The organism is Mycobacterium fragae, assembly GCF_002102185.1.
Lineage (GTDB): Bacteria > Actinomycetota > Actinomycetes > Mycobacteriales > Mycobacteriaceae > Mycobacterium > Mycobacterium fragae.
Genome location: NZ_LQOW01000028.1, coordinates 184,061 through 203,481, shown reverse-complemented (window position 1 = coordinate 203,481; position 19,421 = coordinate 184,061). Strand labels below are relative to the sequence as shown.

19 protein-coding genes are annotated in these 19,421 nt (G+C 66.0%); 11 read left to right on the top strand and 8 right to left on the bottom strand.

The features are described from left to right. Position 1 precedes the first annotated feature (1 nt). Genes AWC06_RS17700 through AWC06_RS17685 form a run of 4 tightly spaced genes read left to right on the top strand, consistent with a single transcriptional unit; the run spans position 2 to position 5,281 of the window. Positions 2-1,555, top strand: a complete 1,554-nt coding sequence (locus AWC06_RS17700) for an AMP-binding protein (RefSeq protein ID WP_227371011.1) — start codon at positions 2-4, stop codon at positions 1,553-1,555. Position 1,556: 1 nt separating this feature from the next. After that, complete coding sequence (locus AWC06_RS17695; RefSeq protein ID WP_085199301.1) at positions 1,557-2,330, top strand: SDR family NAD(P)-dependent oxidoreductase; 774 nt, start codon at positions 1,557-1,559, stop codon at positions 2,328-2,330. Next, positions 2,315-3,859, top strand: coding sequence for an AMP-binding protein (locus AWC06_RS17690; RefSeq protein WP_085199300.1), 1,545 nt, complete (start codon positions 2,315-2,317; stop codon positions 3,857-3,859). Before AWC06_RS17695 ends, AWC06_RS17690 begins: the two co-directional genes overlap by 16 nt. Before the next feature lie 54 nt (positions 3,860-3,913). Continuing rightward, positions 3,914-5,281, top strand: coding sequence for an HNH endonuclease signature motif containing protein (locus AWC06_RS17685; RefSeq protein WP_085199299.1), 1,368 nt, complete (start codon positions 3,914-3,916; stop codon positions 5,279-5,281). An 11-nt stretch (positions 5,282-5,292) separates the two neighbouring features. Here AWC06_RS17685 and AWC06_RS17680 read toward each other — a convergent pair whose 3' ends face one another. From AWC06_RS17680 to AWC06_RS17665, 4 genes are read right to left on the bottom strand one after another with little or no spacing between them, the layout of a single operon-like run. Next, a complete protein-coding gene (locus AWC06_RS17680) occupies positions 5,293-5,766 on the bottom strand; it encodes an SRPBCC family protein (protein WP_085199298.1) in 474 nt (157 codons plus the stop codon). Beyond that, the gene (locus tag AWC06_RS17675) at positions 5,763-6,482 is read right to left on the bottom strand and encodes an enoyl-CoA hydratase/isomerase family protein (protein ID WP_085199297.1); all 720 of its coding nucleotides are present in this window, start codon (positions 6,480-6,482) and stop codon (positions 5,763-5,765) included. Before AWC06_RS17675 ends, AWC06_RS17680 begins: the two co-directional genes overlap by 4 nt. A 13-nt stretch (positions 6,483-6,495) precedes the next feature. Continuing rightward, the gene (locus AWC06_RS17670; RefSeq protein WP_085199296.1) at positions 6,496-8,118 is read right to left on the bottom strand and encodes an AMP-binding protein; all 1,623 of its coding nucleotides are present in this window, start codon (positions 8,116-8,118) and stop codon (positions 6,496-6,498) included. Further along, positions 8,115-9,815, bottom strand: coding sequence for an AMP-binding protein (locus tag AWC06_RS17665; protein WP_085199443.1), 1,701 nt, complete (start codon positions 9,813-9,815; stop codon positions 8,115-8,117). Before AWC06_RS17665 ends, AWC06_RS17670 begins: the two co-directional genes overlap by 4 nt. Positions 9,816-9,861: 46 nt before the next feature. On the opposite strand from AWC06_RS17665, the gene AWC06_RS17660 reads away from it, so the two are divergent. Both AWC06_RS17660 and AWC06_RS17655 read left to right on the top strand, forming a co-directional pair. Next, positions 9,862-10,638 (top strand): enoyl-CoA hydratase/isomerase family protein, encoded by a 777-nt coding sequence (locus AWC06_RS17660; RefSeq protein WP_085199295.1) that lies wholly within the window; start codon positions 9,862-9,864, stop codon positions 10,636-10,638. Next, on the top strand, positions 10,635-11,930 hold the full coding sequence (locus AWC06_RS17655; protein ID WP_085199442.1) for an acyl-CoA dehydrogenase family protein: 1,296 nt from the start codon (positions 10,635-10,637) through the stop codon (positions 11,928-11,930). Before AWC06_RS17660 ends, AWC06_RS17655 begins: the two co-directional genes overlap by 4 nt. A 9-nt stretch (positions 11,931-11,939) precedes the next feature. On the opposite strand, the gene AWC06_RS17650 is transcribed toward AWC06_RS17655, so the two are convergent. After that, complete coding sequence (locus AWC06_RS17650) at positions 11,940-12,725, bottom strand: SDR family NAD(P)-dependent oxidoreductase (RefSeq protein ID WP_085199441.1); 786 nt, start codon at positions 12,723-12,725, stop codon at positions 11,940-11,942. Between the two features lie 53 nt (positions 12,726-12,778). Here AWC06_RS17650 and AWC06_RS17645 point away from each other — a divergent pair, with 53 nt between their 5' ends. The 3 genes from AWC06_RS17645 to AWC06_RS17635 all read left to right on the top strand — a co-directional run bounded on the left by AWC06_RS17645 (position 12,779) and on the right by AWC06_RS17635 (position 14,184). Further along, positions 12,779-13,147 carry a nuclear transport factor 2 family protein gene (locus tag AWC06_RS17645; protein WP_085199294.1) on the top strand — a complete coding sequence of 123 codons (369 nt, stop codon included), beginning with the start codon at positions 12,779-12,781 and terminating at the stop codon, positions 13,145-13,147. 147 nt (positions 13,148-13,294) lie between these two features. After that, a complete protein-coding gene (locus tag AWC06_RS17640) occupies positions 13,295-13,612 on the top strand; it encodes a hypothetical protein (RefSeq protein ID WP_085199293.1) in 318 nt (105 codons plus the stop codon). After that, a complete protein-coding gene (locus AWC06_RS17635) occupies positions 13,609-14,184 on the top strand; it encodes a carboxymuconolactone decarboxylase family protein (RefSeq protein ID WP_085199292.1) in 576 nt (191 codons plus the stop codon). The genes AWC06_RS17640 and AWC06_RS17635 overlap by 4 nt, the downstream gene beginning before the upstream one ends. Before the next feature lie 31 nt (positions 14,185-14,215). On the opposite strand, the gene AWC06_RS17630 is transcribed toward AWC06_RS17635, so the two are convergent. The 3 genes from AWC06_RS17630 to AWC06_RS17620 are packed head-to-tail and all read right to left on the bottom strand — an operon-like array spanning position 14,216 to position 16,487. Beyond that, on the bottom strand, positions 14,216-15,034 hold the full coding sequence (locus AWC06_RS17630) for an SDR family NAD(P)-dependent oxidoreductase (RefSeq protein ID WP_085199291.1): 819 nt from the start codon (positions 15,032-15,034) through the stop codon (positions 14,216-14,218). Further along, positions 15,031-15,447 (bottom strand): nuclear transport factor 2 family protein, encoded by a 417-nt coding sequence (locus AWC06_RS17625; protein WP_085199290.1) that lies wholly within the window; start codon positions 15,445-15,447, stop codon positions 15,031-15,033. The genes AWC06_RS17630 and AWC06_RS17625 overlap by 4 nt, the downstream gene beginning before the upstream one ends. Beyond that, positions 15,444-16,487, bottom strand: a complete 1,044-nt coding sequence (locus AWC06_RS17620) for a zinc-binding dehydrogenase (protein ID WP_085199440.1) — start codon at positions 16,485-16,487, stop codon at positions 15,444-15,446. The genes AWC06_RS17625 and AWC06_RS17620 overlap by 4 nt, the downstream gene beginning before the upstream one ends. Positions 16,488-16,621: 134 nt before the next feature. Here AWC06_RS17620 and AWC06_RS17615 point away from each other — a divergent pair, with 134 nt between their 5' ends. After that, positions 16,622-17,452 (top strand): helix-turn-helix domain-containing protein, encoded by an 831-nt coding sequence (locus AWC06_RS17615; protein ID WP_085199289.1) that lies wholly within the window; start codon positions 16,622-16,624, stop codon positions 17,450-17,452. A gap of 160 nt (positions 17,453-17,612) precedes the next feature. Beyond that, positions 17,613-19,013, top strand: a complete 1,401-nt coding sequence (locus AWC06_RS17610) for an FAD-dependent oxidoreductase (protein ID WP_085199439.1) — start codon at positions 17,613-17,615, stop codon at positions 19,011-19,013. Positions 19,014-19,421: the final 408 nt, after the last annotated feature.

Genomic DNA, 19,421 nt, shown 5'->3' with positions numbered 1-19,421 from the left:
CGTGGGGCGACGACGGGCCCGCCGGGACGACGCGCGCGCCGCCGATGCCTATGCGCGCGGCTGGTGGGTGAATGGCACCCTGGCTGATTCGCTGGCCGAGGCGGCGCAGCGCACACCGCAACGGGTCGTGGTGATCGACGGCGACTATCGCCTGGACTGCCGACATCTTTATGAGCAGTCGACGGCGCTGGCGCAGGACATGTTGGCCCGCGTGCCGATCGGCAGTGTGGTGTCGTTTATGTTGCCCAACTGGCATGAGGCTGCGGTCATCTACCTGGCGGCGACGTTGGCCGGGATGGTGGTCAACCCCATCCTGCCGTCGCTGCGGGACCGCGAACTGCTGTTCATTCTGCAGGACGCGGACAGTCGGATGATCTTTGTGCCGGCAGTCTTCGGCCGCCATGACTATGTGGCGATGCTGAATCGGGTGAGCAGCCAAATGGCTTCGCCGCCCGAGGTTGTCGTCGTCCGTGGGGGCACAGCGCTGGCTGCAGAACATGCGCGAGATGTCGAGCTGCCGTCCCTCGACCCCGACGCGGTGCGAATGATCCTGTATACGTCGGGGACCAGCGGTCATCCGAAAGGCGTTCTGCACAGCCATAACTCGATTCACGCGCTGATCTGCCAGATCCGCGAGTACTGGCAGGTGCAGCCCGGCGACAGGTTCCTGGTGCCCTCGCCGATCGCGCACATCGGCGGCTCCATCTACGCGTTCGAATGTCCCCTGCTGCTGGGCACGACTGCGGTGCTGATGGATCGCTGGGATGGCGATGAGGCGGTCAAGCTCATGCAGGCAGAGCACTGCACCCACCTGGCCGGGGCGACACCTTTTTTGGAGCAGTTGCTCGCCGCTTCGGAGCGAGCCGGGACCCGGCTTCCGGAGTTGAAGCTGTTCATCTGCGGTGGCGCATCGGTGTCGCCGTCGCTGATCCGCAGGGCGGCCTCTTATTTCGAGCGCGCCGCGGTCACCCGGGTGTACGGCTCGACGGAGGTTCCCGTTACCACGGTCGGGTCGCCCTTGGACGCCGACCGCGCTGCCGACACCGACGGCCGCGCCGGGTTCGCAGAGATCAAACTCGACGACGGGGAGATTTGCGCGCGCGGCCCGCAGATGCTGGTCGGCTACCTGCATCCCGAGGACGAGGCGCAGGCGTTCGATGCGGATGGTTATTTCCGCACCGGCGATCTCGCCCGCTGGGTCGATGACGACTACCTGGTCGTCACCGGACGCACAAAGGACGTCATCATTCGCAGCGGCGAGAACATCGCGCCCAAAGAGGTGGAGGACATCCTCATCGACCATCCCGGCATCGCGGAGATCGCCATCGTCGGCCTGCCCGACGACCGCACCGGAGAGCGCGCTTGCGCAGTCATCGTTCCGACGGAGCGGCCCGGGCCCGATGTCGCGAGCCTGCGCAGCTTTCTGGAGGATCAGGGCGTCGCGCGGTTCAAAGCTCCTGAGCAGGTGGTGATTTGGGAAGATTTGCCGCGCAATGACGCCGGCAAGGTGTTGAAGGATCGGATCAGAGCGTCCCTGATGAAGGCGGGCGGATGAGATGCAGGTAGCGATCGTAACCGGCGCGACGGGCGGAATCGGCTCGGGATGCGCGACCAAGCTCGCCGACCAAGGCATGGCCGTCCTGGCCACCGGCCGAAACGAAGACAGGCTGGCCGAATTGGCCGCGGCCATCGGCGATCCCGACCGTGTCGTCACCGTGGCGGCCGATCTCACCACCGTGGACGCGCCTCAGCGCATCGTGGATGCCGCCGTCGAGCGTTGGGGCCGGATCGACTTTCTGATCAACAACGCCGGGGTAGGAAATCCCAAGCCGCTGCACAGAACCGACGACGAGACACTGGACTACTTCCTGAATGTGATGTTGCGGGCGCCCTTCCGGCTGGCGCGTGACGTGCTGCCGCACATGCGCCCAGGCTCGGCCATCATCAACATCACCTCGACGTTCGCGGTCGTCGGCGGTCTGCGCGGCGGCGCCTACTCGGCGGCCAAGGGTGGGCTGACAGCACTGACCACCCACATCGCGTGCCAGTACGGGACACAGGGAATTCGTTGTAATGCCGTGGCGCCCGGTGTGATCCAGACGGCGATGACCGAAGAGCGTTTGCAGGACGAGCGCTTCCGCCGAATGAACACGGAGATGACACCGCATCAGCGGCTGGGCACGGTTGACGATGTGGCGAACACCGTCGCGTTCTTGTGCTCGCCCGGCGGCAGTTTCATCAACGGACAGACCATCGTGGTGGACGGCGGCTGGAGTTCGACGAAGTACCTATCGGATTTCGCGCTGACGTCACAGTGGATCGCCCGGTGAACTTGTTCGCGGTGCTGGACCAGGCCGCGCGGCGTTTCCCCGATCGAGGCGCGGTGTATCACGGTGAACGCCTGGTCTGCACATGGCGGGAGCTGCGGGAGCGCGCGCTGCGGTTGGCCGGCTCGATCAGGCAACAATGCCCGCCCGGCGCGCGGGTCGCGGTGGCGAGCGAGAATCGCCCGGAGATCGTGGAACTGCTGTTCGGGATTTGGGCCGCCGAGTGCGTCGCGGTTCCGATCAATTTCAAGCTGCATCCCCGTGAGATGGCGCAGATCCTCGCCGATGCGGACGTTTCTCAGGTTTTCGCATCGGCGAACATCGCCTCCGGCTTGGTGACGGTCAGCGAATCTCCGGTCGAAACGCTTGGAGCAGAAGGTTATTCGCGCCGGCTGGCCGCTGCGCCCGCAGCGCCGTCGTGCACCGACCCGTCGGCGCTGGCCTGGCTGTTCTACACCAGCGGTACGACTGGCCGGGCCAAAGGCGCCATGCTCACGCATCGCAACCTGACCGCGATGACCGTCGCCCATCTCGCCGACATCGACTCACCCGACGAACAGTGCAGCCTGGTGCATGCCGCGCCGATGTCACACGGCTCGGGTCTGTACATCCCGGCCTATGTGCTGCGCGGCGCCCGCCAGGTGGTGCCGGCCAGCGGCGGGTTCGATCCGGACGAATTCCTGGACCTGTGTGAGCATCATTCCGGTTGCAGCGCCTTTCTGGCGCCGACGATGGTGCAACGGCTAGTGGGAACAGGCCGCGCGCGCCCGCGCCAGCTGCGGACGATCGTCTACGGCGGCGGCCCGATGTATGTGCAGAGCATCAAGAAGGCGCTGGCGGCATTCGGACCGATCTTCGCGCAGATCTACGGCCAGGGCGAGTCACCGATGACCATTACCGGGTTACCCCGCGCGGACCACGAGGCGGCCGACGACGCGATCCTCGGGTCGGTCGGCTATCCGCGCTCGGGTGTCGAAGTCGCCGTGCTGCGCGCTGACGGCACGCCGGCGGCGGCCGGCGAAACAGGTGAGATCGTCTGCCGCGGTGACGTTGTCATGTGCGGCTATTGGCGCAATCCAGGCGCCACGGCCGAGGCGCTGCGCGATGGCTGGCTGCACACTGGGGACCTGGGTTCGTTCGATGAGCGCGGCTACTTGACGTTGCGTGACCGCTCGAAGGACGTCGTGATCAGCGGGGGCAGCAACATCTATCCGCGGGAGGTCGAGGAGGCGCTGCTCGAGCATCCGGGCGTGTCGGAAGCGTGTGTGGTCGGCGCGCCGGACGACGAGTGGGGTGAGGTCGTGGTCGCATTCGTCGTCGGCGCTGTCGAGGCCGGCGAACTTGATGCGCATCTGCTGCAACGCATCGCCCGATTCAAACGACCGAAGCGCTACCTGTTCGTGGACCAGCTACCGAAGAACAGCTACGGCAAGGTGCTCAAGCGAGAATTGCGGCGGCAATTGGGAGGGGTCGCGGAGAGTAGCTCGTTGGGGCCGGGTTATCCACAGTTGGGTTTTCATCCACAGCTTTGACGTGACGGTCTTGGCGGACCGGGATTTGTCATCAGTGCTCCTTAGCGTCGAGGCATGGGTTCAGCACTGAGCGCCGAGCAGGCACGGGAGCGAATTTCCGCCGCTCTCGACGCGGTCGATGCTGCCCACGATGTGCTGCGCGAAACGTCTTCGGACGTGGTGGGCAACAGCTTTCGTGTCGATGTCGCCGAGCGGCTGGAGACCCAGGAGCGAACCAACCGCGGACTGATGTATCGATTCTTCGGCGAGATCGCCGATCCACCCGACGAGGCCGACTGCACGGCACAAGTGCGCGCCTCGCTGTGGTCGCGGCTGCGGATCACTCCGCGCGAAATCACCCGCCGATTCAAACTCGCTGCTCGTATTCGGCCGCGCCGCACGCTGACCGGGCCACCAGTGCCACCGGAGTTACCGGAGTTGGCGGCTGCGGTGCAGGCCGGCGCCGTCGGCGAGGACCACATCCGCGCGGTGTGTAGGGCGGTCGACGTGCTGCCTGCCTGCGTCTCTCCCACCGACACGGCCGAGGCTGAGCGCAGACTCGTCCACGAAGCGACCAAAGTCGACGCCGGCATTGTCACCAAGCTGGGTCAACGCATCGCCGACTATCTCAACCCGGATGGCAACTTCACCGACGACGACCGGGCTCGTCGACGCGGACTCTATCTCGGCGCGCAGGGACCGGACGGCATGTCGCGGCTATCTGGATTGCTCGATCCGGAAGCCCGCGCCTATCTGGAGGCCATCGAGGCCGCGGTGCGCCCGGGTCGTCACCAACCCAAGGATCAAGATCCCGAGGCGCGCGATGACCGCAGCCCCGCCCAGCGATGCCACGACGCCTTTAAACTCGGCCTGGAAACGGCTATCGCATCCGGTGACCTCGGTGTGCACCGCGGCTACCCGGTCACCGTGATCGCCACCACCACATTGGCCGAACTCGACCGCGCCGCCCATGCCGTGGCCGACCCGTCGGTCCCGATGCCCGCGCCTGCGCTAACGGGCGGTGGCTCCCGGCTGCCGATGCGGGATCTGATCCGCATGGCCGCCAAGGGAATTCACTACCTAGCTGTGTTCGACGACCACATCAAGCGGCCACTGTATCTTGGTCGGCAGAAACGCGTCGCCGCCGCCGACCAAAGGCTGATCTGCTACGCCCGTGACCGCGGCTGCACCCGCCCGAACTGTCTGGAACCGGGCTATCGGTGCGAGGTTCATCATTCACCAGACTGGGCCCACGGCGGCCGCACCGACGCCGACAAGCTGCACTTCGCTTGCGGCGGTGACCACGGCGTGGCCAGCCGCGGCGAGCTTCGCACCGAGGTCACCGACAACGGGCGGCTTGGGTGGACCGACGGCAGCGGCCCACCCCAAATCAACCATGCCCATGACCCGGAGGAGCTCCTCCGCGGCGACCCCGACCCGTGACTTCGACGGACCTATCCCGGACGTCGCCGTGATTGGAAGTGACTGCGAATCCCGGACAACATCACGATGTGGGCGTTGACCGCTTCCCGCGTGGTCATTGCGGCCAGCGGACGGGGCGCCGCGATACGCAGCCGTTCGACGATACGAGTGCCGGCGTCGATTGGTTGGAATGTCACAGCGCCATTCAGCCGGACGCGCGGGAACTGACGCGCCTCGGTGATCACGCCGCCGTCCAGCGGAACCCGGACCCGAGCCCAATAGCTGACCCTTAGCGTCAACCTCCCCAGCGGTATGCGGTCGCGTACCCGATAGGTCTGCTGGTGACCCTCCGGGGTTTCGGTGCGCGAGATGGTTCGCACCGAAACGACCAGCGGATGCACGGCTTTGATGTTGTCCAGATCAACGTAGAAGTCGCGCACCTCGTCTGGCGCCGCCGGTATCTCCTCGGACAGTGTCCGCTCGGTGTGCGTGATCCACCAGCTCACAATGCGTCGAGGAATGCGCCGATGCGGATGCGTGTTTCGTCAGACATCCAACTGGCCCGCACACTCTCGTCGGTTTTCGCGCCCGCATCGATCGCAGCGCGGGTCGGCCGATGCAGTTGCTCCTTGGTGGCGGCGTATGCGTTCGGAGCGTGCTCACCGAGCTCACGAGCGATCGCAGTCGCCCGGGCCAGCAGATCGCTGCTCGGCACCACCTCGTCGACCCATCCCCGGGCCTTCGCGGACTCGACGTCAATGGTATTGGCCTGCAACGCTGCCCGGGCCGCCGACGTGCCCATCGCGTAACGGCATATCTCCAGTGCGGCCACCGGGAACGGAACCCCGACGGCGAGCTCGGTGAGGCCGATCGTCCCGGCGGACATCAACCGCAGATCGGCGCACATGGCGAAGACGCACCCGCCGGCGATGGCATGACCGTTGATCGCAGCGACCACCGGCGCCGGGTGCTCGAAGACCGCCAGGAAGGCCTCCGACAACGCGGCTACGAAGCGCTCGGTGTATTCGGGTCCGCCGTCGATGATGGCGCGCAGGTCGACGCCGGCCGAGAAACACTTGCCGGCACCGGTGATGACGACCGGACCCTCGACGCCGCGCATCGTCTCCACGACGGCGTCAAGCAAGCCCAGGTCGAGTGCGTTCACCGGTGGATGGTCGAATCGAACCGTCGTCACGCTGTCGGCCACTTCCACTTCCGTCACGGCAGGTAGCTTTTCACGTCACCGGGGGTCCGAACAATCGGGCGCTTTCCTCGCGCATGTCGACTTTGCGAACCTTTCCGGTGATGGTCATCGGAAACTCGTCCACGACGTGCACATAGCGGGGGATCTTGTAGTGCGCCAGCTTTCCGCTGGCGAAGGCGCGCAGGGCCTCGGCGTCGAGCGGGCGCCGTCCCGGCTTCATCCGGACCCACGCACAGATCTCCTCACCGTATTTCGCGTCGGGCACCCCGACGACCTGCGCGTCTTCGATGTCCGGATGGGTGCGAAGGAATTCCTCGACCTCGGTGGGATACACGTTCTCGCCGCCGCGAATCACCACGTCCTTCAGCCGCCCGACGATGTTGCAGTAGCCGTCCTCACGCATGACCGCCAGGTCGCCGGTGTGCATCCACCCGTCGGCGTCGATCGCTTCGCGGGTCTTGGCCTCGTCGCGCCAGTAGCCCAGCATGACCGAGTAGCCGCGGGCGCAGAACTCACCGGCTTGGCCCCGCTCGACGACCTCGCCGGTGCCGGGGTCGACGACCTTGACCTCCACATGGGGGTGCGCCCGACCGATGGTTGCCGTTCGCCGTTCCAAGTCGTCGTCGATGAGGGTCTGGCAGGAGACCGGCGAAGTCTCGGTCATGCCGTACGCGATGGCGACCTCGGTCATGTTCATCTCGGCCACACAGCGTTTCATCACCTCGACCGGGCACACCGACCCGGCCATGATGCCGGTGCGCAGCGACGATAGGTCGGTTGCGGTGAAGTCGCGATGCCCGAGCATCGCGATGAACATGGTCGGTACACCATAGACGCCGGTGCAGCGTTCCTTCTCGATCGCGGCCAGCGTGCACCCGGGATCGAACCCCGGCGCCGGTATGACCACCGTCGCCCCGTGGGTGGTGCAACCGATGTTGCCGAGCACCATCCCGAAGCAGTGGTAGAACGGCACCGGGATGCACACCCGATCCCACGGGCCCAGGTTGAGTAGCTGGGCGGTGAAGAACCCGTTGTTGAGGATATTGCGATGCGACAGCGTCGCGCCCTTGGGGAAACCTGTTGTCCCCGAAGTGTATTGGATGTTGATGGGATCGCGGTTGTGCAGGGCGGCCATCCGACGGCGAAGCTCGCCGGTCGAAACCCGCTCGGCGCGATCGCGGACGCCCGCCCAGTCCTCGGTGCCCAGGAACACGATGTCACGCAGCTCATCGGTGTCCGGGCGCACCTGCTCGACCATGTCTCGGTAGTCCGAGCTCTTGAAGGTCACCGCGGAGATAAGTGTCCGAATACCGGACTGGCTCAACACATAACCGAGTTCGTGGGTGCGGTAGGCGGGATTGATGTTGACCAGAATGGCGCCGATCTTCGCTGTGGCGTATTGCACGATGACCCACTCGGCGCAGTTCGGCGACCAGATGCCGACCAGATCACCACGCTGCACGCCGAGGGACATCAAACCGCGTGCTATCACATCGATCTCGGCGTTGAGTTCGGTGTAGGTCCAGCGACGGTCGCCGGCAACCTCGACCAGCGCCTCGACGTCCGGGTTCGTCGCCACAATGCGCTCGAGGTTCTCCCCGATCGTTTCCTCGAGGATCGGCGGGCTGCTCGGACCGGCGTCATAGGATTTCATCGCGCAACCAGGTCTTCGTAGCGGTATTCGGTGGTGATCGGCGTGCCGGCAGCATGTGCGTCGTCTTCGCGGCGGCGCAGCTCGACGCGCCGGATCTTCCCCGAGATGGTCTTCGGCAGTTCGTAGAACTCGACGCGTCGCACCCGCAGGTGCGGCGCGACCCGGTCGCGCACGTACTCCATGATCGCTCGCGCGGTATCGGGGCTCGCCGGCCAGTCGGCGGCCAGCGCTATGTACGCCTTGGGAGTTGCCAGCCGGGTTGCGTCTGGTTGCGGCACGACCGCGGCTTCCACGATCGCGGGATGCTCGATCAGCACGCTCTCCAGCTCGAACGGCGACACCTTGTAGCCCGACGACTTGAAGACGTCGTCGGTGCGGCCGATGTAGGTGATCGACCCGTCGGCGTCGCGGCGCGCGATGTCGCCGGTGTGGTAGTAGCCACCGGTCATCGCGGCGGCGTTACGTTCCGGGTCGCCCACGTAGCCGGTCATCAGGTTCACCGGATCGGCGCTCAGGTCCAGGCAGATCTCGCCCTCGTCGGCGGGTTGGCCGCTGACCGGGTCGATCAGCACGACGGGCACTCCTGGCAGTGGACGGCCCATCGAGCCGGGCTTGATCGGGCGCCCGGGCAGGTTGCCGATCAACAGCGTGGTCTCGGTCTGCCCGTAGCCGTCGCGGATCGTCAGCCCCCACGCTTGTTCCACCCGGGTGATGACGTCGGGGTTGAGCGGTTCACCGGCGGCGACGACCTCCCGCAGCGCCTCGGGTCTGACACCGAGCTCGGTTTGAATGAGCATGCGCCACAGCGTTGGCGGCGCGCAGAACGTGCTCACCCGGGCGCGGCGGATCTGACTCAGCAGGGCCGCGGCGTCCAACCGGCGGTAGTTGTAGGCGAAGATCGTCGCCTCGGCGATCCAGGGCGCGAACAGACAACTCCAGGCATGCTTGGCCCACCCCGGTGAGCTGATCGCCAAGTGCACGTCACCGGGTCGCACGCCGAGCCAGGCCATCGTCGAAAGGTGCCCCACCGGATAGCTGACCTGCGAATGCGCCACGAGCTTGGGTTTGCGGGTGGTGCCGGACGTGAAGTAGATCAGCATCGGATCGTCGACGGCGGTTCGGGCGCCGAACGCGCCGCCGGCGGCGACGTCGCGAGCGTCGGCATAGCAATGCCAGCCCGCGGTGGTGTCGCCCACCACGATCCGGAGATGGTCTCCGTCGACGCCGTCGAACTTGGCGGTGTCGGCGGCGTTGGCGACCACCGCCCGCGCTCCGCCGCGAGCAACGCGGTCGGCCAGGTCCGATGGGCCAAGGGCGGTGGTGGCGGGCATGATCACCGCGCCGAGCTTCGCCACGGCGAGCGTCGACTCCCACAGCTCGACCTGGTTATCCAGCATCAGCAGCACCCGGTCGCCCTTGGCGACGCCGAGTTGCTGCAGCCAGGCCGCTACCCGGTCGGATCGGTCGGCCATCTGCGCGAAGCTGACGATCTGCTCGCCGCCGTCCGCGTCGGCGATCCACAGCGCGGGGCGGCCAGCGGACGAGGGGTCGCGAGCAATGACGTCGAACCAGTCGGTGGCCCAATTGAAGGCGCCGGTGACGTGCGGCCAACAGAATGTTTCGGCGGGTTCGTCACCACCGGCCATGGCCAACACCTGATCACGCGCGGCGCGGTACCGATCGGTGTTGGTCGCCATGACGGCTAGCATCTCATTCGAACGCCGACGAAGGGGTCGATGAGCGGTGGCGGAGACGTTGAGCGTGCAGACGCCACGCGCCGGAGTGGCGGTGCTGCGGCTCAACCGGCCCGACCGGCTCAACGCGATCAACGAGGCCATGGTCGGCGAACTCAAGCAGACGTTCGCCGAGCTGGCCGCGGACGGCTCGGTCAATGCCATCGTGTTGACCGGCGAAGGCCGCGGTTTTTGCTCTGGCATCGACATGCGTGGCTTCGGCCCGGGAGTACCGGAGGCGTCGGCTCCCGCAATCGACCGGCTGCGCTTCCAGGAGTCGATGGCCGCGCTGCCACAAGTGATTCGCGATACCCCGCAGCCGGTGATCGCCGCGGTCAACGGCCCCTGCGTCGGCGGCGGCCTAGCGATGTGCTTGGCCGCCGATATCAGAATCTGCTCCACTGCAGCGACATTCGGCAACGCGGCAATCCTGCTTGGCCTCTCCGGCGCCGAGATGGGGATGAGCTACTTGTTGCCCCGCATCGTCGGAGCCAGTGTCGCCGCCGACTGGATGCTCACCGGCCGCACGGTCTCGGCCGAGGAAGCCGACCGCCGCGGGCTGGTAAGCGAGCTCGTCGAGCCCGAGAAGCTGCTGGAGCGTGCACTCGAAATAGCCGCCGGCATAGCCGAACTCGCCCCGCTCGGGGTGCAATTGACCAAGCGTGCACTGCAGGTGAATACGGATGCGGCCGGGCTTCCATCGGCCCTTGAACTCGAGAACCGCAATCAGGTGCTCAGCCATGCCACCGAGGAAGCCGCCGCTCGCCGGCAGAGGTGGTCATCATGACATGGGACTTCTCGACCGACCCTGAATGGGCCGCGCAATTGGACTGGGTTGACGAGTTCGTGCGCTCGGAGTGCGAGCCAATCGACCTGATTGTCAAGGAATCCCATGATCTCAACGACCCGGTGCGTCAGGCGCTGATCCCGCCGCTGCAGAAGATCGTCAAGGAGCGCGGGCTGTGGGCCACCCATCTGGGCCCGCACCTGGGCGGGCCGGGATACGGTCAGGTCAAACTGGCGCTGCTCAACGAAATCCTCGGCCGGTCGGAATGCGCGCCGATCGTGTTCGGGTCGCAGGCGCCCGACTCCGGCAACAGCGAAATCCTCGCCCACTACGGCACACCGGAACTCAAGCAGCGGTATCTGGAACCGCTGCTGGACAACCAGATCGTGTCGTGCTTCTCGATGACCGAGCCGCAGGGCGGCGCCGACCCGAAAGTGTTCACCACCACGGCGGTGCCCGACGGTGACCATTGGGTGATCAACGGCGAGAAGTGGTTCTCATCGTTCGCTTCGATGGCGTCGTTTCTGATCGTGATGGCCGTGACGGATCCCGACGCGCCGCCATACCAGCGGCATTCGATGTTCGTGGTGCCGGCCGAGACCCCGGGGATCAACGTGTTGCGCAACGTCGGACTCGGTTATCAGCCGCTCGGCGGCGGACGTGAGGGCTACGTGCGCTACGACAACGTCCGGGTTCCCGACGATCACATGCTCGGCCCGCGGGGCGGCGCGTTCGTCGTCGCCCAGACTCGGCTGGGCGGCGGCCGCATCCATCACGCGATGCGCACCGTCGGCCTGGTGCGGCGGATATTCGACATGCTTTGCGAGCGTGCGGTTTCCCGGCGCACCCAGGGCGAAATGCTCGGCGACAAGCAGCTCGTCCAGGAGATGATCGCCGACTCGTGGATGGAGATCGAAGCGTTCCGGCTGCTCACTTTGCAGACGGCGTGGAAGATCGACCAGCACAACGACTACAAGGCGGTGCGCGCCGACATCTCCGCGGTCAAGGCGATGATGCAGAAGGTATTGCACGACGTCTCGGCCCGTGCGTTGCAGCTGCACGGATCGTTGGGCACCACCCACGAGATGCCGTTCGTCCAGCACCTGGTGGAGTCGTTTGTGCTGGGGCTGGCCGACGGGCCGACCGAGGTGCACAAGGTCACACTGGCCCGTCTGCTGCTCAAAGACCGCAAACCCGCACCCGACCTGTTCCCGTCCGAGCACCTGCTGCGGCTGCGCCAAGCGGCCGAGGCCAAGTTCGCCGCCAAGCTCGCCGGCATCCCGCGCGGCTAGCGGATTCGATCAACGCAGCCAGCCGATTTCGCGGAGGAACGGCTGCGTGTGCGCGATCCGCCCGGTCATCGTCTTCGGGTCGCATGTGCACAGCGTCAACGCCGTCTGGGTGATGAGCTCGATGTCCTCGGTGTCGATCTTCGCCAGGTCGAGCAACCCGGCGCCCGGGGTAGCCACCGGGTTGGACGGGGCGGCGGCATTGACGGCGATGTTGTCGTCATAGAGTTCGGCGGCAAGGCTTTTCGTCACCCGATTCAGCGCCGCCTTCACGGTGCCGTACACCCCGAACCCGGCCGTGCGGTCGAACTCGGAAAACGGCGGCCCCTCCGGCAGATCACCGGCCAACGACGTTACGTTGAGCACCCAGCCGCGGCCGCGGTCGCGCATGACGGGAATAGCCAGCTGGGTCAGATGCATCGGTGCCAACACATTCAGTTCGATCATCAGGCGCGCGCGCCGTTCCGGGAACCCGTCGAGCGGACGCAGAAACGTCACCGCGGCATTGTTGACCAAAATGTCTGGGGCGCCGACGCGTTCGACCATCTCCTCGAAGAGCCGTGACCTATCCTCCGGTTTCGACAGATCGGCCTGAATGGCGGTCGCCGACCCGCCAGCGGCCGTGATCTCGTCGAGCGTTTCTTGAAGCGAGCCCTGATATTTCGGATCAGGTTCCAGGGTGCGGGCGGTGATGCCGACCGTCGCGCCCTCGGCGGCCAGGCGCTGTGCAATGGCCTTTCCCAGTCCCCGGCTGGCGCCCGTCACCAGAGCAGCCTTGCCGTCGCAGGCTCCAGACAACCGGCCTCGCCTCCTCTTCAGCATCCGCGAGAATGCCGTTAGGGTACGACGGCATGGGTCAAACGGTTGAGACCGGCGTGGTCGAGCGCTACCTGGCGTGCCTGGGGACGAACGATTGGGACGGGCTGGCGGCCACCGTCGCCGATGAGGACTTGATCCGGGACGGTCCGTACTGCGACGTCGTCGAGGGCAAGCAGCGGTATCTGAAGTTCCTGCGCGGGGTTTTTGCCAAGCTCGAGGGCTACCGGTTGAATGTGCGACGGGTTTCGCACGTCTCCGATCGGGTGTCCTATGTCGAGCTGAGCGAAACCTTCAACATCGACGGCGTCCCGACCGAGTACCCCGAATGCCTGGTGTTCGAGCAGAACGACGACGGCCTGATCAACCGTGTCAGCGTGTTCATCAAGCAGCTGGGCGCCTGAGGCTCGACACCTTTTCGCCGTCGGCAACCGACGCGCTGAGTCAACTCGCTGCCGCGATGTCGTATTGCGGGGGCGCCGATCGTCGTCCTAGTAGGAGTTAGTGGTCAGTGTCGTGTCACCTCGTACGAATAGGAGAATTCTGGACAAATGCCCGAGATAGCCCAGCTGCATCGCGAGCTCGTCGACCGCGTGCTCGAGGGAGATGGGAAGGCGGCACCCGAGCTGCGTCGTGCCGCGTTCGAGAATGCCGGCCTGAGCGAACCAGCCCGCACGTTGATCGAGAAGGTGGCCAATTACGCATACAAGGTGACCGACGAGGACATCGCCGCTGTCCGGGCAGTAGGCCTCGGCGAGGACCAGATCTTCGAGATCGTGATATGCGCCGCCATCGGCCAGGCGAGCCGTCAGTACGCCGACGCACTGGCAGCCCTGGCCAGTGCAACGAAGAAGCGGCTCGCGCAATGAGGCTCGAAATCCTCGACCGCGGTCACCGTCTGCACACGAAGGCAGTGATGGCGCTCATCCGGGTGTTTTCCGGCCATCCCGTCGTCGACGCGGTCAAGCTCGCGCTCTACCGCCCTGACTTCTACCGGGGCGGGCCTCTCACCCACGAAGCGATGCGCGGCCAATCGGATTGGTCAATCGGTGATCGCGAGCTAATGGCTGCCTACGTCTCAAAGGCCAACGAGTGCCCGTTCTGCGTCTCAGCCCACTCGGCCACCGCGGCAATATGGTACGGCGACAACACGACGGTCGCCGCCACACTGAGCGATTTGGAGACCGCGCCGATCAGTGAGCCGCTCCGTGCAACCCTGCGCATGCTCGGCAAACTCACTCGAGAGCAAAGCATCGACGCGGACGACATCCGAGCCGCCCTGGCCGCCTCGGTGTCCCCCCAACAAATCAAGGACGCCTTGGCGGTATCCCTCGCCTTCAACATCACCGACCGGCTCGCCAACGCATTCGGCTTCGATGTCGCAAGCCCCGAAGCGATGAACGCCGGCGCCCGACACCTCTTGAAACGGGGATATCGATAAACGTGCGAGGCATCGACCTCGCTTGTCTACGTCAGTTGTCGCTGCCCATAACCGCGGCGCCGGCTCGGATCATCAGGTTGACGGCCTCGTTGCGGGTCATCGATCCCAACACCTGCGCGGCGGCGCGCATCATGTCGCCCACCATCACTGTCGGCCCGTTGGTGAGGTTGTCGAACGCCTCGGCGATGACCTGCTCGACGCTGGCGGCATCCGGTGGCGCCTCGTCTTCGGAGGCGATCAGTCCGCGGGTGTGCTCGAGTCGGCGCAACGCCGGGGTGTCGGTCTTGCCGAGGACGAGACCGAGTACGTCGACGCCCTTGTCGTGCAACTCGCTCCACAGCGCTTCGGCGAACACCATGTCGAACGCCTTGGTGGCGCCGTAGGCCACCATGTTGGGTCCGCCGGCAAGCCCTGCGCCCGAGCCGAAGAGGACGATCCCGCCGCGGTGCCGGTCGACCATCGCCGGGGCGAAGTGATGGCAGAGCTGCATCGGCACCATGCAGTTGCGCTGCACCATCGCTTCGGCGGTTGCGATCGGGTTCGCGAGAAAAGGCTCGAAGTTGGGATCGGCTCCGGCGCAGCAGACCAGAAACCCGATCTCGAGGTCAGCGGTGCCGGCGGCGACCGCTGATGCGGCGTCCGGCTTGGCCAGATCGACTGGCAGCGTGCGGGTTTCGACTCCGGTGCGTGCGCTGATCCCGGCGGCCACCTGGTCGAGAACGGTTTGGCGACGCGCCACCAGCACGACATTGACCCCGCGCTCGGCGATCCCCTCGGCGAACGCGGCCCCGACACCCTCGGACGCGCCGGCCACGAGAGCCCACGGGCCGTACTTGGCGGCGAACGTCATGTCGGCTCGCCGACCGTCGCGACTCGTACCGCAGTGAAACGGCGTCTGGCGATGCGCCATCCGTCATCTGTGCGGACCAGGTCGTCGTCGTAGTAGCCGATGCCGTTCACGCCGGACTTGTTGTCGCCCACCATGATCAGCGCGTCGACGTAGGTGCGCGCCTGCGCCTCATCACCGTCGAGCGTGATCACCTGATTGGTTAGGCGGTGCATGGTGTGACCGGCCAACGCATGCGCCTGTTGCATGAACTCGGTAACCGCGTCGACCCCCTTCCACACGCCGATTTCGCCGTAGTCGAGTTCGCAGTCGTCGGTGAAAACATTGCGGAACAGCGCCCAGTCGCGCCGATCGATCCCGGTGGCGTAGCGCAGCAGGACCTCGGTGATGTCCTGGCGATCCTCTCGGTCGGTCACGGGTTGTCTCCGTTCGGGTGGACGACGATTCGCGGTGGGCCGCCGGATGTTCGGGCCAGCTCCATCGCATGGGGCACCTCGTCGAGGCCGATGACGGTCCCGACGCTCGGTAGCGGATCCAGGCGCCCGGAGGCGATGGCATCAAGGGTGCCGTACCAGTCTTGTGGGTGAGGGCCGCCGCCGAACTGGATGGTGACACCCTGACGGGTCGCGTCGGTGACGCTCAGCGAATCGCCCGTATACCACCCGCCGGCGCAATAGATCCGGGTGCCGATGTCGACCGACTCCACGATCTTCTGGATCAGCCCTGCGGCGCCGACGCATTCGAAGACGACGAGTGCACCCCACAGCCCCCGCTCCGCCCGCACCTCGCGCCACACGTCGAACGGTGACTTGTCGGATGGGTCCACCGTGATGTGTGCCCCGAAGCTGTCGCGGGCCAGGTCGCGCCGGTCGGATTTGTAGTCCGACACGATGATCGGCTCGACGCCCCGGCCGGCCAGTGCGGCGACGGCAGACAACCCGATCGCCCCGGCACCGATGACGACCGGCACCTCGCCCGGCTCCATCCGCGCCGCTCGCACGTAGAACTCGCCGACCGCGAACGCATCGGCCAGGGCGACGGCGTCATTCGGGGCGTCGCCGTCGACCGCTTTAGCCAATGCCTCGGCGACGACCACCAGTTCACCGAAGCTGCCCTGCGCTTCCGGGTGCTGGCCGATGATCCGCACCCCGCCGGCACCTCCGTTGACCAGACGGATGGGGATGGACGTCACGCGGGTGCCGACCGGGAACTGCTCCGTGCAACCGGGTCCGTGTCCGACGACTTCGCCGACGAACTCGTGGCCGAGCACGATGCCGCGGTTGGCGTCGTAGAGCGAGCGACCGGTCGGGTCGTTGACACCCATCTCGGGGTGATCCATGAAGTGCACATCGGAGGCGCAGATCGCGGTGCTCAGTGTTCGCAGCAGCAACTCGCCCTGGCCGGGAACCGGGTCGGCGATCTCTCTGAGCGCAAGTTGCCCGTCGCGCAACACCACCGCCCGCACTGGCACATCCTCCGGCTTCGGCTATCCTCGATTATTCGAGATAGCATCTCGATAATTTGAGGTTCACAGTAGAAAGCGCGTCGAGAGGAAGTCAAGCCATTCCCCCGTCGGCCCCGACCACTCGTGTGTTGGACGTCGTCGAGTTGCTCGCCCGGCGCGGTACCGACCCGCTCAGGTTCTCCGACGTGGTGCGCGAACTCGGCCTTACCCAGGCCACCACACACGCCATCCTGGCCACGCTGTGCGATCGCGGCTGGGCCAGCCGCGATCCCGTCGACAAGACGTATTCGCTGGGTCCGGCCCTGGCGGTGGTGGCCGCACGGATGGATACGGCACGCCCACTGGCGCACGCCGCCCGGACAGCCGCCCTGGAGCTGGCGCACGAATTCGGCTACGCCGCTTCGGTCGTGGAGCGGTTCGGCGATTCGCTGGTGATCACCGCATTCGAGGATGGCGGACGCCAGCCCGGCGGCGCACCCGGCGATCGGATCCGCTACGCCCCGCCGTTCGGGGTCGCGTTCGCGGCGTGGGACACCGACGAGGAGCAGCGGGCGTGGATTGAGCGCGGCACGGCGACAAACTCCGCGCTGGCGCGGCGCCTCGAAGACGTGTTGTCGCGCACCCGCGACCGCGGATTCGATGTGGACTGCACGACGCCGGCACTGACCCAGGCAGCCCAGGTGGTTGGGACGCTGCCCAGCGACGGGCTGCCCGCGCACGTCCGGGAGATCACCGATCAGCTGTTGGTCGAATTCACCACGATCGGTTTCCTCTCCGATGACGCTGCCCCGCGACGAGCGCAGCCGGTGGCCACCATCGCCGCCCCGGTGTTCGACCACCGCGGCCGGGTGGCGATGATCGTGGCCGTCCATCCGCTGCAGGCCTTGACGCGCAAACGGATCGACTCGATCGGGCGGCGCATCGTGCGGGTGACGACTGCGATCGGTGGCGCCTGACCCAGGATCGGCGGCTAACTGCAGAAGAGAATCTCCGAAGTCGCTTGCATAGTCGCCGGGCTTGACGGTGTATGAACCGGCGGCTGCTGTGGATCGTGATAACACAATGGCGGCCGTTGTGGCCGGCACCGTCATCGGGTTTCTTTTGAGGGGAGTGCCGATGACCAAGCTCGGACAGCGAGCCATTGTCTGCGGTGCGAGTATGGCCGGCCTGTTGGCTGCTCGGGTGCTGTCGGAGTTTTACGAGGCGGTCACCCTCGTGGAGCGCGACCAACTGCCGGACGGTGCGGAGCAGCGTCGGGGTGTCCCGCAGGGACGGCATTTTCATGCGCTGCTGAGTAAAGGCTCGACGACCCTGGGCGAGCTATTTCCCGGCCTGCTCGATGAACTCGTCACCGCGGGCGCGAACGTCCTCGACAATGAGCCCTCGCGTATGTATGTCCGGTTGGGCCGCCATGAGCTTGACCACTTAGGCGGATTTGCCGACCCGGCGTCGCTGGTCATCTATCAACCCAGCAGACCATTTTTGGAGTCTCATGTCAGGCGGCGCGTTCGTGCCCTTGAGAATGTGAGAATCCTGGAGGGCCATGATGTCGTCGAGCCGATCGCCGAGCGGGCCCATCGGGTCACCGGTGCCCGGGTGGCCAGCCGCGATACAGGTGAAGAAACCACGCTCGATGCCGACCTGGTGGTCGATGCGACGGGCCGTTCCGCACGCATGCCGGCCTTCCTCGACACCCTCGGCTACCCGCGGCCGGTCGAGCAGCGCTACCCGGTGCAGCTGAGCTACGCCAGTCAATTTTTGCGGATCCCCGTGGGCATGGTAGGCGAGAAATTGGGCTTCTCGGTCGGCCCGACGCCCGAACGACCAGTCGGGGTGGTGGCTGTGGCCTACGAGCACGGCACCTGGATCGTGACCTTGTTCGGCGTGGGCGGCTACCAACTGCCCGATGACCTGGCCGGCATTATCGAGTGCGCCGCGCAATTCGCGCCGCCTCTTCTGATCGCTGCGTTGCGGGCTGCCGAGCCGCTCGGGGCGGTGTCTGCCCAGCGTTACCCGGCCAGCACGTGGAGACGCTATGACAAGATGGGCCGATTCCCAGCCGGGCTACTGGTGATAGGCGACGCAATCTGCAGCTTCAATCCGGTCTACATGCAAGGCATGACCATGGCCGCGCTGCAGGCCGTTGCGCTACGAAACTGCTTGGCCGATCGCGACGGCGACTTGAGCCGGCGATTTTTCAAGGCCACTGCCCAGCAGATCGCCCCTGTTTGGCACGGGAACCGACTCACCGATTTCACCGTGTCCCAGCAAGGTGGGTGGCGTTGGGCGCTAAGGCATTTGATGAGCTGGCCGATGGACAAGGCGCAGGCGGCCGCCGCGAACGATCCGGTGGTCGCCGAAGCGCTCCTTCGTGTGATGCACTTTGTTGACCCACCAGCCCGGCTGCTGCGGCCCTCGTTCCTGATGCGGCTAGTCGTAGCCAACCGCCGACCCAGAATGGCCATGCGTGCGCCGACACTACGGGCGGAACCCGACCCCGAGTTACACGGGCGATGATGTGCCACGACGTCTGAACCTTCTCTGAAGGCACAGCTGCGGGAACGTAGCCCGATGCCGCTGCACACGCATCCATCGACTGGAAATCGATCCGAATGGGATGGCGAGGGCCTTATATGGGCGCAGGTCCGGCGTAGAGCGCGGCCGTAGCCGAGAGCTGAGTCGCCAAGAGGCTGTGATGCCGAAGGACCGGGCCATCGGGCGGTGTGGCCATTCGATTGAACTGACGGGCACCGGTGGTCGTGTCTAGATGATGGGGGAAGGAAGTGCCATCGTCGGCGTGCAGGGGGCATTGCCACCACACCGCCACGCGCAGCAAGAGGTCAACAGCTGCTTTCTGACACGACTGCTCGATGACTACGCGTCGTTTACCGAGTTCGGCAATGCAAACGATCGTCTTATCGCACC

Bases quoted from the DNA above. Each gene is read 5' to 3' on its own strand.
- AWC06_RS17695 (WP_085199301.1), top strand. From the start codon at position 1,557: ATGCAGGTAGCGATCGTAACCGGCGCGACGGGCGGAATCGGCTCGGGA.
- AWC06_RS17685 (WP_085199299.1), top strand. From the start codon at position 3,914: ATGGGTTCAGCACTGAGCGCCGAGCAGGCACGGGAGCGAATTTCCGCC.
- AWC06_RS17670 (WP_085199296.1), bottom strand. From the start codon at position 8,118: ATGAAATCCTATGACGCCGGTCCGAGCAGCCCGCCGATCCTCGAGGAA.
- AWC06_RS17665 (WP_085199443.1), bottom strand. From the start codon at position 9,815: ATGGCGACCAACACCGATCGGTACCGCGCCGCGCGTGATCAGGTGTTG.
- AWC06_RS17655 (WP_085199442.1), top strand. From the start codon at position 10,635: ATGACATGGGACTTCTCGACCGACCCTGAATGGGCCGCGCAATTGGAC.
- AWC06_RS17645 (WP_085199294.1), top strand. From the start codon at position 12,779: ATGGGTCAAACGGTTGAGACCGGCGTGGTCGAGCGCTACCTGGCGTGC.
- AWC06_RS17640 (WP_085199293.1), top strand. From the start codon at position 13,295: ATGCCCGAGATAGCCCAGCTGCATCGCGAGCTCGTCGACCGCGTGCTC.
- AWC06_RS17635 (WP_085199292.1), top strand. From the start codon at position 13,609: ATGAGGCTCGAAATCCTCGACCGCGGTCACCGTCTGCACACGAAGGCA.
- AWC06_RS17630 (WP_085199291.1), bottom strand. From the start codon at position 15,034: ATGACGTTCGCCGCCAAGTACGGCCCGTGGGCTCTCGTGGCCGGCGCG.
- AWC06_RS17610 (WP_085199439.1), top strand. From the start codon at position 17,613: ATGACCAAGCTCGGACAGCGAGCCATTGTCTGCGGTGCGAGTATGGCC.